Annotated in this window: 10 protein-coding genes; 7 read left to right on the top strand and 3 right to left on the bottom strand. The window is 74.8% G+C overall.

Annotated elements, in window-relative coordinates; translation table 11 throughout:
* Positions 1-266 precede the first annotated feature (266 nt).
* A complete protein-coding gene (locus tag IF61_RS0130285; RefSeq protein WP_030369751.1) occupies positions 267-860 on the bottom strand; it encodes a histidine phosphatase family protein in 594 nt (197 codons plus the stop codon).
* Positions 861-1,198: 338 nt separating this feature from the next.
* Between IF61_RS0130285 and IF61_RS0130280 the strand changes: the two genes are divergently transcribed.
* The 6 genes from IF61_RS0130280 (at position 1,199) to IF61_RS0130255 (ending at position 7,887) form a co-directional block, all read left to right on the top strand.
* A complete protein-coding gene (locus IF61_RS0130280; protein WP_030369750.1) occupies positions 1,199-2,188 on the top strand; it encodes a phosphatase PAP2 family protein in 990 nt (329 codons plus the stop codon).
* Positions 2,103-3,332, top strand: a complete 1,230-nt coding sequence (locus tag IF61_RS0130275; RefSeq protein ID WP_052393274.1) for a hypothetical protein — start codon at positions 2,103-2,105, stop codon at positions 3,330-3,332. The genes IF61_RS0130280 and IF61_RS0130275 overlap by 86 nt, the downstream gene beginning before the upstream one ends.
* Positions 3,323-4,864: a hypothetical protein gene (locus IF61_RS0130270; protein ID WP_030369748.1), complete on the top strand. Its 1,542-nt coding sequence runs from the start codon at positions 3,323-3,325 to the stop codon at positions 4,862-4,864. Before IF61_RS0130275 ends, IF61_RS0130270 begins: the two co-directional genes overlap by 10 nt.
* Complete coding sequence (locus IF61_RS0130265; protein WP_245684680.1) at positions 4,861-6,276, top strand: AAA domain-containing protein; 1,416 nt, start codon at positions 4,861-4,863, stop codon at positions 6,274-6,276. The genes IF61_RS0130270 and IF61_RS0130265 overlap by 4 nt, the downstream gene beginning before the upstream one ends.
* 401 nt (positions 6,277-6,677) lie before the next feature.
* Positions 6,678-7,046, top strand: coding sequence for a hypothetical protein (locus IF61_RS0130260; RefSeq protein ID WP_030369746.1), 369 nt, complete (start codon positions 6,678-6,680; stop codon positions 7,044-7,046).
* Positions 7,047-7,233: 187 nt separating this feature from the next.
* Complete coding sequence (locus tag IF61_RS0130255; protein ID WP_245684679.1) at positions 7,234-7,887, top strand: bifunctional DNA primase/polymerase; 654 nt, start codon at positions 7,234-7,236, stop codon at positions 7,885-7,887.
* Positions 7,888-8,126: 239 nt separating this feature from the next.
* Here the strand turns inward: IF61_RS0130255 and IF61_RS0130250 are convergent, their stop codons facing one another.
* A complete protein-coding gene (locus IF61_RS0130250) occupies positions 8,127-9,350 on the bottom strand; it encodes a M6 family metalloprotease domain-containing protein (protein ID WP_052393273.1) in 1,224 nt (407 codons plus the stop codon).
* A gap of 392 nt (positions 9,351-9,742) precedes the next feature.
* Here IF61_RS0130250 and IF61_RS0130245 point away from each other — a divergent pair, with 392 nt between their 5' ends.
* Positions 9,743-11,515, top strand: a complete 1,773-nt coding sequence (locus IF61_RS0130245; protein ID WP_043191467.1) for a putative bifunctional diguanylate cyclase/phosphodiesterase — start codon at positions 9,743-9,745, stop codon at positions 11,513-11,515.
* On the opposite strand, the gene IF61_RS0130240 is transcribed toward IF61_RS0130245, so the two are convergent.
* Positions 11,452-12,672 (bottom strand): LLM class flavin-dependent oxidoreductase, encoded by a 1,221-nt coding sequence (locus IF61_RS0130240; protein WP_245684678.1) that lies wholly within the window; start codon positions 12,670-12,672, stop codon positions 11,452-11,454. The two genes, IF61_RS0130245 and IF61_RS0130240, sit on opposite strands and share 64 nt — an antisense overlap.
* Positions 12,673-12,833: the final 161 nt, after the last annotated feature.

Raw genomic sequence — 12,833 nt, 5'->3', positions numbered from 1 at the left:
CGGGCCCGCCCGGCCCGGGGGCCGCCCCTTGCGCGGGGTGCGCGAGGGGCGATTGCCTCACGGCACGCTCGCGGGGCGATCCGGTCGCGCTGTCAGGTGCCATCGCTCACGCCCTTCTCCGGGACACGGCTCGCGCGGCAGAGCCGTGTCACACACCCTTTCCGGCATCCGATCATTCCCTCGGACGAGGCGATCATCGCCCCGGCCGCTCCCTCCTCACCCGTAGGAGGGAGCTCGCGCGGGGGCGCCCGGGCGGGGCGGGGGCGTCAGGCGAGGTGGCCGGTGTCGTTCCAGCGTTCGAGCGCCGGGGCGCCGTAGGCCCAGCCGAGGATGGACAGCGAGGTGGGGTCGAGGCGGATGCGGGAGCCGAAGAAGATGTCCTCGCCCAGCCAGCGGGCCGCGATGGTGCGCAGGATGTGGCCGTGGGCGAAGACCAGCACGTCGCGGTCGGCGGAGCGGGCCCACTCGACGACCTCGTCGGCGCGGGCGCTGACCTCGGCGGTGGTCTCGCCCTCGGGGACGCCGTCGCGCCAGATCAGCCAGCCGGGGCGCTGCGCCTTGATCTCGGCGGGGGTCATGCCCTCGTAGGCGCCGTAGTCCCACTCCATGAGGGCGTCCCAGGTGGTGGCCCGGTCGCCGAAGCCGGCCAGGTCGCAGGTTTCGTGGGCACGCAGCAGGGGGCTGGTGCGGACCTCGACGCCGGGGAGGCCGTCCCAGGGGGCGCGGTGCAGCCGCTCGCCCAGGAGCTTGGCGCCGCGCCGGCCCTCGTCGAGGAGCGGGATGTCCGTGCGGCCGGTGTGCTTGCCGGACAGCGACCACTCGGTCTGTCCGTGCCGGGCCAGCAGGATCCGCGGTGCCATGACGCGCCCCTTCACAGTCTTCGGTGATGTTTCCAACAGAACTCAACACAGAGCGCCGCACCGCACTAAAGATTTCAAAAGGACGGCGACAGAAACGATCTGCTCGTCCTCCATCATCGCTCACCCGCCGAGCAGCCTTGTTTGCAGTTCCTCACACCCGTCCCAGGCAACCTCCGCCCGAATCGAGGCGTCTCCCTCCCCGCAGCCGTCCGCACCGCGGAACAGCGGGCGAACTCGGCGTTTCCGGGAAGTCGCGGGGCGGTGTGCGATCGATGCGACGTACACCGTACGGTTGCATGCGCGCTTGTTGGCCGTCGGATCAAATGGAGAGCGTACGGATGTACCGCACCGCACCGCCTGGGAAGCGGCCACGCTGGTGGACCGAGCTGCCGCTGATCGCCGTGGTGTACGGGCTGTACTCCGCCGGCCGGCTGCTGGTCCGGGGCGACGTGCAGCCCGCCGTCGACCACGGCCTGGCGATTCTCGATCTTGAGAAAACGTTCCGGATAAATTTCGAGCACCCGCTCAACCGGCTGTTCACCGACCACCCGGCCATCGGCATACCCGCCGACTTCGCCTACGCGTCGCTGCACTATCTGCTCACGCCCGCGATCCTCGTCTGGCTCTTCCGGCGCCGCCCGGCCGAATACCGCCTCCAGCGCAGCTGGCTGATGCTCTCCACCCTCATCGGCCTCATCGGATTCACCCTGCTGCCCACGTGCCCGCCCCGGCTCCTCGACGCCGGCCAGGGATTCGTCGACACGATGGCCCAGTACGGCTCCTACGGCTGGTGGGGCGGCGACGCGAGCGCCCCCCGCGGCCTCGGCGGGATGACCAACCAGTACGCCGCTATGCCGAGCCTCCACGTCGGCTGGGCCCTGTGGTGCGGCGTCGTCCTCTGGCGCCAGGGGCGCACCGCCTGGGCCAAGGCCGCCGGCGTCGTCTACCCGCTCGCCATCACCCTCGTCGTGATGGGCACCGCCAACCACTACTTCCTCGACGCCCTCGCGGGCGCCGCCGTCATGGTCGCGGGCCTGCTGCTGGCCAAGCCCGCGCTGCGCCTCGTCGACCTGGTCAAGAGCCGTGTGACCGGCGCGGGACGCGGGGAAACGGCCGGGGCGCCCGCGAATGTCAGTGGCGGGTGCGAGACTTCGGCGGGTACAGCGCTTTCCCGGGCTGCGGCCTTTGGCCCCGCCGCCGGAGACGGCCGTCCGGGAGCGCCGCAGCGACCCTTCGAGGCGGATGCCCGTGACCAGATCCCCCGACAGCCGGCCCACGGCACGGCCGGCGACGCCCGCGCCGGCGACACTGCGGCAGCGGCTCGCTGAGCTGCGCGGGCCGGGCAGCGCACAGCGCCCGCTCGACGCCCGCGCCCTCGCGGCCCTCGCCGCCAACCCCGGCTGCCGCCGCCGGGTCCTGCTGGACGGCGCCGGAGTCGACAAGTCCGCCCTGGCCCGGGCCCTCGGCGCGCCGGCCGCCTTCGGGCAGTCGCAGTTCGCGATCACGCGCGGCCACTCCTTCGAGGCCCGCGCCAAGGCCGACGGCGGCACGGAGCTCGTCCGGCTGCTCCACGAGCAGCTGCGCGACGGCGCCCCGGCCCCCGCGCCCGGCTCCGTCGACGTACCCGACCTGACCGCCGGCGGCCCCGAGGGCCGCACCGCCCGGACGGCGCTCGCCCTGCGCGAGGCATCGGCCGCCGGCCGCTGGGCGCTCCTCGACCACCCGCTGCTCGCCCTCCCCGTGGCGGGCGCGCCCGCCTTCCTCGAACCCGACGCCGTGGTCGTCCACCCCGACGGGACGTGGACGGTCGTGGAGATCAAGTCCTTCCCCGTGATCGACGGCGCGGCCGACCCCGGCAAGGTCGGCGCCGCCGCCCGGCAGGCCGCCGTCTACGTCCTGGCGCTGGAGGAGCTCGCGGCCCGGACCGGCGACGGCGACCCCGCGCGCGTGCGCCACGAGATCCTGCTCGTCTGCCCGAAGGACTTCGCCAACGTCCCGGCCGCCGGGCTCGTCGACGTCCGCAAGCCGCGCGCCACCACCCGCCGCCAGCTCGCCCGGCTCGCCCGCGTCGAGGACATCGCCGCGGAGCTGCCCGCCGGCACCACCTTCGACCTGTGCCTCGCCGACGACGGCAGAACGGCGGGCCGCCCCGCCGAAGAGCTCGCCGCCGCCGTCGAAGCCGTCGGCGCCGCCTACGCACCGGAGTGCCTGGCCGCCTGCGAGCTGGCCTTCCACTGCCGCGCCCGGGCCCGCGCCGAGGGGGCGGTGGCCGCCCTCGGCCGGGGGCTGCGCGGGGAGCTGGGCGGGCTGACGACCGTCGAGTCCGTCCTGGCCGCCGCGCTCGACCGGGCGCCCGCCGGGGAGGAGGCCGGCGTGCCCGACCCCACCGTCGTCGCGCTGCGCCGCGCCGCCGCCCTCCGCGCGGAGGCTTTGGACCCGCCCCTCACGGGAATCGAGGCCGCATGTCGCTGATCACGACGCTCGCCCGGATGGAAGCCGTACGGGACGGGCGCGCGCAACCTCTGACGACCGTGCGCCACCGGCATCTGGCCGAGCGGCCGCTGGTGTTCGTCCCGCTGACCACGGCGGGCGAAGCCGGTGCCCCGCTCGGCGCGCTCGTCGGCACCGACCGCGAGCGGCCCCGGCTGCTGGTCGTGCCGCAGCCGCGCGACCGGGACCTGCGCTCCGCGTTCCTCGCCGAGCTGGCCGAGGAGATGCTGCCCTACGTCGAGGGGTTCGCCGGGGACGTCACCCTGGAGGAGCGCAAGGAGACCGACCCGGAGACCGGCAAGAAGGTCACCGTCCAGGTCGAGCTCTGCGCCGGGGCGCCGCAGCTGCTGGTGCCGAGCGCGGCGGGCGTCTCGTACGTCCGGCTGCTCGGGCGCTCCATGCGGTTCCGCCGCACCGCGGAACAGGACCCCGACACGCCCCACCCCGCTCCCCCGCGCGTGCCGCTCCTCGGCCGCTGGCTGACGCACTTCGGCGAGCGCGCCCGGGTGCCCGGCTCGTCGCTGCTGCTGCCGATGACGGAGCTCCTCGGCCGCCACTGGGCCACCGGCCAGAGCAATCTGGAGGACCAGCACCTGGGGGCGCTGCTCGCCTGGATCGACCCGCCGGAGGGGCTGACGGGCGCGGAGGCGGCGCTGCGCGCGGAGCTCGCGCGCGATGCGGCCGGGCAGCTGCTCCACCCGCCCGCGGGCCCGGCCACCGACCCCGCCTTCGACAACAAGCTCCTGGCCCCGGCCGTCACGCGCCACGACGCCGGGCTGCCGGGAGCCGCGGAGGAGCTCCGCGCGCTCCTGGAGACGCAGCTGCGCCCCACGTGGGAGGCGGTCTGGCGCGGCGTCGACCTGCTGCGGGCGCTGCCCGAGGGGGAGCGGGCCGGCGAGCGCTGGAAGCGGGACCGCTGGTCGTACACCGCGCACCGCGACCGCGTCCGGGCCGGCGAGCCGCCGCAGCCCCGGCGGGACGACGCGGTGACGGCCGCCCGCAAGCTCGCGGCGCGGGAGACGGCCCAGGCACAGCTGGAGGCCCAGGAGGCGCTGGACGATCCGCTGGTGATGGCCGGGCGGCGGCTGGCGGGCGAGGCGTTCGCGGGGGAGGTCACCGAAGTGGTGATGGAGTACACGGAGGCGAAGGTGCCGCGGCCCAGGCCGCTGGTCACCGTGCGCACGGACGACGGCCCGTATCTGGCCGAGGGCGCGAAGGTCCACCGCGTCCTGCCGGACGGCAAGGCGCAGCCCGCCGAGTTCGTGGGCCCCGTGCCCGGCGATCCGGGAGCCCTGACGGTGCGTCTGACGGGCGGCATGGGGCGGGGCAAGGTGCCCGAGCCCGGTTCGGTGCCGGAGAAGGGGGACCGCGTGTGCTGGACGCTCTTCGAGCACGCCCCGCGCGGCGGCCCGGAGCTGCCCGACCCCGAGCGGACACCATGGACGCACGGCGGGCCGCCCGGCGAGCCGGCGGCGGAGCTGCCCGACCCGGTGACCGCGGAGGATCTGCTGTGAGGACGCCCACGGTGTTTGCGGAGCACGCAGAGAACACGGAGAACGCCGCGGAGGCCGTGCCCCCGCAGCGCGGGCGCGCCTGGGACCCGGGCGCGGCCGCCGAGGACGTCACGCGCAGGATCCTGCACGACACGCTGCACAGCCCGGAGCGCGGCGTCGTCGTCGACTCGCCGCCGGGCGCGGGCAAGTCGACGCTCGTCGTCCGGGCCGCGCGGGAGCTGGCCGCGGCGGGCCGCCCGCTGATGGTCGTCGCGCAGACCAACGCCCAGGTGGACGACCTGGTGCTGCGGCTGGCCGCGAAGGACCCCGAGCTGCCGGTCGGGCGGCTGCACAGCAGCGACACGCACCCGTACGACCGGGCGCTCGACGCCCTGCCCTCCGTGGTCACCTCCGCGAAGGCGGCGGAGCTGGCGGGCCTTCCGGTCGTGGTGTCCACGGCCGCGAAGTGGGCGCACACGAAGGTCGCCGAGCCGTGGGGCCACGCGATCGTCGACGAGGCCTACCAGATGCGGTCGGACGCCCTGCTCGCCGTGGCCGGGCTCTTCGAGCGGGCGCTGTTCGTGGGCGACCCCGGGCAGCTGGACCCCTTCAGCGTGGTGGGCGCGGACGGCGTCGCGCAGTGGGCCGGGCTGTCGTACGACCCGTCGGCGAGCGCCGTCAGCACGCTGCTCGCCCACAACCCGCGGCTGCCGCAGCACCGGCTGCCGGTGTCCTGGCGGCTGCCCGCGTCCGCCGCGCCGCTGGTGTCGGCCGCCTTCTATCCGTACACGCCCTTCCGCAGCGGCACGGACCATGGCGACCGGCGGCTGTCCTTCGGCGTCGCGTCGGACGGCTCGGGGCCGGACCGGGTGCTGGACGAAGCGGCCGTCGCGGGCTGGGGCCTGCTGGAGCTCCCCGCCCGGCACACGCCGCGCACGGATCCGGAGGCGGTCGGCGCGGTCGCGCGCGTCGTGCGGCGGCTGCTGGACCGGGGCGGGGTGACCGTCAGCGAGGCGGCGCCGGACCCGGTGCCGCTCACGGCCGCCCGGATCGCGGTCGGCACGGCCCACCGCGACCAGGCCGCGGCGGTCCGCGCGGCGCTGGCCGGCCTGGGCGTGCAGGGCGTCACGGTCGACACGGCGAACCGGCTGCAGGGCCGGGAGTTCGACGTGACGGTCGTCCTCCACCCGCTGTCGGGCCGCCCGGACGCGACGGCCTTCCACCTGGAGACGGGCCGCCTGTGCGTGCTCGCCTCCCGGCACCGGCACGCGTGCATCGTCGTGTGCCGTGCGGGCGTGGACCGCCTCCTGGACGACCACCCGTCGACGGAACCGGTGCAGCTGGGGGTGACGGTGAAGTTCCCGGACGGCTGGGAGGCGATGATGTCCACATGGGACCACTGGTCCGAGCACCGGGTGATCTGGCGTCCCTGACCGCCACTGCGGCATCTGTCCGAGGGGCGATCAGCGCGACGCCGCCCAATTCCGCCGGGCGGAGCCCGGCACGTCGCCGGAGGCGGCCGATGGATGCAGCCCCGGACGGCTGGGAGGCGAATCATGCGGTGCTGGCGTGCCTGAACGAACACCGGGTGCCGTGGCGCCCGTGAGGGCGGGGCGCCCCGCACGCTTTGTTCCGCCGCCGCGGCGCCCAGCCGGAACGCGCCTGGCCGGCGGTGCCGGACCGGTCCGAGGCCGTACGGCACCGCCGGACACCCCGGCGGAGGCTGATCGCCGTCGCGGCGGAAGAGATCCGGCCGGAGTTCCGGGCGCCGGAGGGCACCCTTGCGGTGCGCAGGACAATGGATGGCGGTGCAGACGATCCTGGAGGTATGTACATGTCCGAGCCGCAGTCGGCTCCCGACGCGGGCCCGAGCGACCGGCCGCGTCGTCTGAAGCCCGCGCAGCTGCTCTTCGAGCCCCCGGAGGCGGTCGCCGACCCGGAGCACTTCTTCGATCTGGAGTCGATCGAGGACCCCCGTGAGCTGCTGGCCCGTTCCACGGAGCTCGCGCTGGCCTTCCGTGCCGCGGCCGACCGGGCGACCGAGTTCCAGGCCGTGGCGGCGGCCCAGCTCGCCGACCCCCGGCGCTTCGACCGGCTGTCCACGGCCGTGATCGCCGAGCGCGCCGAGTGGAGCGAGGACTACGCGAAGAAGATGGTCGAGTTCGGCCGTGACCTGCTGCGCGGCGGTGGGACCGGCGAGTGACCGGCGCCCCGTGAGGCGCGCCGCCCCCCGGTCCGGGGGCCCCTCGCACCTCGGACGGCCCGTGGTCGCCACGACGACCATGGGCCGTTGGCATATGCGGCGCGAAAAATAGCGCACCGCACCCCGCGCTGTCCCGACTTCCGCAACTACCCGGATCCGCGGCGCCCGCACCGCTGGGATGGGCGCCATGACCTCTCGGCAGCACGACCCGCGCGATCCGCTGATCCAGCCGTTCACCCGGCGCACCGACGCCCCGGGCGTCCCCGGCGTCCCCTCCCGGCTCCCCCTCGCCGCCGCCTACGTCACTCTCGCCGGGGCCGACTGGCTCGCCTCGGCCAGCCCCTTCCCCCGGAGCGTGCACGCGCTGTGGATCGACTGCCCGGCCAACCCGGTGGTGCTGCCGTGCGGCGTCGCGTTCGACGTGGTCAGCGCGCCGGACCTGTTCGGCCGCCGGGTGCTGGACCGGTTATGGGAGAAGGGGCCGGGCTCGGGCCCGGTCGCCGCCCAGCGCGGCCGGCTGCAGCTGTTCGCGGCTCCCGGCACGGCCCAGCGCCTGCCCGCGCTGCTCGGCTGGGAGGAGTGGTCGCGCGCGATGCCCCCGCTGCTGTGCCACGGCACGGGGGACACCGTGACCGTCCCCCCGCTCTACCCGCCGGGCCGGGACGAGCCCGTGCCGCCAGCCTCCCGCTGGGTGGTCGCCCCGGAGGTGCGGCACCCGTGGCTGCCGGATGCGGAGGCGCTGCTGTGGGCGTGCGTGCGGGTGGCGCGCGCGGAGGCCGGTTCGCCGCTGGCGGAGCTTCCCCGCCGGGCGGCGGGCCGTGCGCCCGAGCCCGCGCTGTGAGCTGCCCGGCACCCGGCCGTTCCGGCCCCGCGCAATCCCCCGCGCACCCCCTCGCGTGATCCCGCCCGCCCCGCTGACCTGCACCATCCCGCCCGTGGCCCGCTGAAACATCCGGATTTTCGTTCCACCCGACGTACGCCCGGAACGTACGCCCGGAACGTACGCCCGGAACGTACGCCCGGAACGTACGCCCGGAACGTACGCCCGGAACGTACGCCCGGAAATCACCCGGGCAGTGACTACGCCCGGCTCACCCCCACCGTCCAGGACCCGCCGGCCGTCCGCCCCCGTACGGTCACCCGGACCCCGTCCGCCTCCGAGCTGAGCGACTCCCCCACCCCCAGCGGCGCGTCGGCCAGCGGCGGGTAGACGGACTCGCCCCAGCAGGCCTGGCGCCCCGGATGCCCGTCGAGGACCTGCACCGGCCCGCCGCCCGAAGCCGTGTCGCTGTGCACGCGGTAGATGAGGACGCCTTCGGTGCAGGCGCCGCTGTCGTTGCCGTAGGCGGAGCGCGCCTCCAGGGCGAGGGCGGTGGTGGCTCCCGTGCGGATGACGACGAGGCGGGTGCGGTTGTCGCCGCCCGGCTGCATCGGCGTCTCCAGCGGCTGGAGGGTGTAGAGGGCGCGGCTGGGGCCGCGGGCGCAGGCGACCTGCGCCGGGGTGAGCCAGCCGAGTTTCCACTTGTGCCAGGCGAAGGGGTCGGAGGCGAGCCCGAACTGGCTGCCCATGAGGTCCCAGTCGCCGACGTGGGTGTCCCAGTCGCCCTTGCCGTCGGTGGGCCGGTGGTAGAGGTCGGGCAGGTCCAGGACGTGCCCGGTCTCGTGGGCGAGGACGTTGCGGTCGGGCGGGTGGTGCTCGAAGACGGTGACGATCCGGCGCAGCGGGGTGCCGTCGGCCTGCAGCGGCCGGTCGAGGTTGACGACCTTGGTCGCGTCGGAGTCGACGCCGGGGGCGTCGGGGTCGGCGACGAGGTAGACGAGGTCGTAGCGGCTGAAGTCCACGCCGGGGTCGGCCGCGGCGACGGCGTCGCGCAGGTAGTCGGAGCGCCGGTCGCCGTCCCAGTCGCGCTGTATCCGGTACGAGGTGGCGGACCGCGGCATCCTGAACCACCGCTTCACGGGGTGGGCGCGCAGCGAGAACCGCCCGTAGGACGCCCGTTCGAAGAAGCGGGAGGTGGCGGGGAAGTGGTCGGCCGCGAGCTTCCCCGGATCCACCTGCGGCTTGGAGTCCGGGAAGGACAGGAAGATCATGACGGCGTCGAGCCGGCCCACGGGCCGTGGGTAGGCGGGGTTCCAGCTGTCGAGCCCTTCGGAGTGGTGGGCCTGGCTGCGCGGGAGCGCGCAGGGCCCGCCGGGCCCCACTGCCTGCGCCGGGACGGCGACCAGCGTGGTCGCCGCGATCGCGCACAGGACGGTGAGGACGGCCCCGACGCGGCGCAGCGGCCGCGGCCGGTCCACTCCCATGGGTGTCTGCGGACGCACCACGTCGACCTCCCGGGACGGATTCGGGACACCTCATCCACCCTCGGTGGATTTGTGGTGTTATGCCCTATTCCGCTGCTCCGGTCGAGTGACTAGGCCGACTTCTGGGTACATCACACTCAGTCACTGACGGTCAATCGAGATGGTGTGGCACTACAGGCTCAGGCACGAGCGCGCACGGTCGTGCAAAAGTGGACAACCCGGGGTCGGCGGCCCGGCCTCCCTCACGAGGGCCGCTGGAACGGTCCTCTCGCGAGCCCTATGATCGCCACATTTCCAGCACGGATACCCCGGGCGGACGGCCTCCCGCCGCCTGTTCGGACACGCGTACGAGATCCATGAGACCCATACGAAGCCAGTGCGGAACGAATGCCATGCGGGAGCGAGCGGTGAGCGGAACCCTCGATGGGCAGGGCGGCGCGCCCGGCCCTACGCCTACAGTCGTCACGCAACGTAATGAATCCAGTGATTTTCGTGCCGCGTTCAACGCCGCGCAGCTCGCCATGGCCGTGGTGGGCCGCGACGGCCTGGTGCGCACCGCCAACCACGCCCTCGGGGCGCTGCTGGGCACCGATCCGGCCCGGCTCGCCGACGCCCCGGCCGCCGAGTTCACCGGCCTGCGCGAGGACTCGCGCACCTGGAGCGCGTACCGCGAGGTGCTGCTCGGCCGCCGCGAGCGGCTGCACTGCACCCGGCGGCTGAAGCACACCGGCGGCCAGGGGGTGTGGGCCGAGGTGATCGTCACGCCGCTGCCCGACAGCTGCGACACCCTCCTGTCCGTCGCCGACATCAGCGACCGGCGCGACCTGCGGGCCCGCCTGCGGCACCTGCGGATGCACGACCCGGTCACCCGGCTGCCCAACCGCAGCCTGTTCTTCGAGCGGCTGACCACCGCGCTCGCCACGGCCTGCGCGGCGGAGGGCGGCACCGGCCGGATCGGGGTCTGCTATCTGGACCTCGACGGCTTCAAGGCCATCAACGACACCCTCGGCCACCGGGCCGGCGACAGACTCCTGGGCGCGGTGGCGCGCCGGCTGAGCGAGTGCGCCGCGCCCGGCGGCCATCTCGTCGCCCGCCTCGGCGGCGACGAATTCGCCCTGCTGGTCGAGGAGTCGGCGGGCACCGAGCAGCTCGTGGAGCTCGCCGCCTGCGTCCAGGACCGGCTCCAGCGGCCGTTCGAGGTGGCCGGGCAGCAGTTGTCGGTCTCGGCGAGCATCGGCGTCGTGGAACGCCCCGCGGCCGGCACCCACGCCACCGAGCTGATGCAGGCCGCCGACACCACGCTGTACTGGGCGAAGGCCGACGGCAAGGCCCGCTGGACGCTCTTCGACTCCGAGCGCAACGCCCACCGGATGACCCGTCAGGCCCTGTCCAGCACGCTGCGGCCGGCGGTCGAGCGGGGCGAGTTCGTGCTCCAGTACCAGCCGCTGGTGGGCCTCGTCGACGGGGTCGTCCGCGGCGTGGAGGCGCTGGTGCGCTGGCGGCACCCGCAGTTCGGCATGCTCCCGCCGAATCGGTTCATCGGCCTCGCCGAGGAGACCGGGGCCATCGTCCCGCTCGGCCGCTGGGTGCTCGGAACGGCCTGCCGCCAGGCCAGGCGCTGGCAGCTCGACCACCCCGCTGAGCCGATCGTCATCAGCGTCAACGTCGCGGTGCGGCAGGTGTGGGACTCCGACCTCGTCTCCGACGTGGCGGCCATCCTCGCCGAGACGGGCCTGCCGCCGCGGCTGCTGCAGCTGGAGCTCACCGAGTCGGCCGTGATGGGCTCGGCCGGCCGGCCCCTCCAACAGCTGCGCCAGCTCAGCGACATGGGCGTGGCCATCGCCATCGACGACTTCGGCACGGGCTACTCCAACCTCGCCTACCTCAGCCGTCTGCCGGTCTCCACGCTCAAGCTCGACGGCTCCTTCGTCCGCGGCTTCCGCGCCGAGGAACCGCCGAACCCGGCGGACGAGACGATCGTCGAGGCCCTCGTCCAGCTCGCGCACCGGCTGGGCATCACGGTGACGGCCGAGTGCGTGGAGAGTGCGGAGCAGGCGGAGCGGCTGGGGCGGATCGGCTGCGACACGGGGCAGGGCTGGTTCTACTCCCGGCCCGTGCCGGCGGACTCGATCTCGTCGCTGCTGACGACGGGGGTGAGGCCGTAGGCCCGGCTCCGTCGCGGCGGGGTGGCGGGCCCGGAACCGGGGCCGCCCCCTCCGCGGGCGGACGGCCGGCTCAGCCCGTACGCGTCCGCGATCAGCTCGTAGCTCCGCAGCCGCGCGTCCGCGCCGTGCACGCTCGTCGTGATCATCAGCTCGTCGACGCCGGTCGTCTTCACGAGGTGGTCGAGCCCCTCCTTGACCGCCTCGGGGGTCCCGTGCACCGCGCTCGCCAGCCGGTCCTCCACGAACTCCCGCTCCGCCGGGCTGTAGTCGTACGACCCGGCCTCCTCCGGCGTCGGCACCAGCCCGGGCCGTCCCGTGCGCAGCCGCAGCATCGACAGCGCCCCGGTGAGCATCTGGCGCCGGGCCTCCGCCGGGTCCTCCGCCGCGAAGGCCTGGACGCCGATCTTGGCGTACGGGCGGTCGAGGACCTCGGACGGCCGGAAGCACTGCCGGTACAGCTCCAGCGCGGCGACCGTGTTGCCGGAGGAGAAGTGGTGCGCGAAGGAGAACGGCAGGCCCAGCGCCCCCGCGAGCCGCGCGCTGAAGCCGGAGGAGCCGAGCAGCCACACCGAGGGCCGGTCCGCGCGCTGCACGCCGCCGGGCACCCGGCCCTGGACCGGGCCGGGCACGGCGTGGATCCCGGCGTAGCGGTGCCCGTCGGGGAAGTCGTCGTCCAGGAAGCGGATCAGCTCCGCGAGCTGCTGCGGGAACTCGTCCGCACCCTCGCTGAGCCGGTCCGCGCGGCGCAGCGCGGCCGCCGTCGCGCCGTCCGTCCCGGGGGCGCGCCCGAGGCCCAGGTCCACGCGCCCGGGCGCGAACGCCTCCAGCGTGCCGAACTGCTCGGCTATCACCAGCGGCGCGTGGTTGGGCAGCATCACGCCGCCGGAGCCGAGGCGGATGCGCTCGGTGTGAGCGGCGAGGTGGGCGAGCACGACGGCCGGGGAGGAGCTGGCGATCCCCGGCATCGAGTGGTGCTCGGCGACCCAGAAGCGGTGGTAGCCGCGGCGCTCGGCCAGCCGGGCCAGCTCGACGGTGGTGGCGAGGGCCTGGCCGGCGGTCCGGCCCGCGCCGACGGTCGCCAGGTCCAGTACGGACAGGGGTACGGGGGCGCTGCCCAGGGCCTGCCCCCGGATGAAGTCGTCCTGCGCGTCGGGCACGGTGGTCCGCCTTCCTCTTCCTGATCTGTTCGTGCGTCTGTTTCGTGCGTCTGTTCCTGATCGGTTCCCGGTCCGCTGTAGCCGGAGACCCTCTCCGGATATTCCCGGCCCCGGGCCGCGGCCGCGGCCCGGCCGGCATGGCAACGGCATATGCCGTACTG

The sequence above is a fragment of the Streptomyces roseoverticillatus genome (genome assembly GCF_000719265.1).
Lineage (GTDB): Bacteria > Actinomycetota > Actinomycetes > Streptomycetales > Streptomycetaceae > Streptomyces > Streptomyces roseoverticillatus.
The sequence above is the reverse complement of the archived record's forward strand: the minus strand, read 5'-3'. Positions and strand labels throughout refer to the sequence as shown.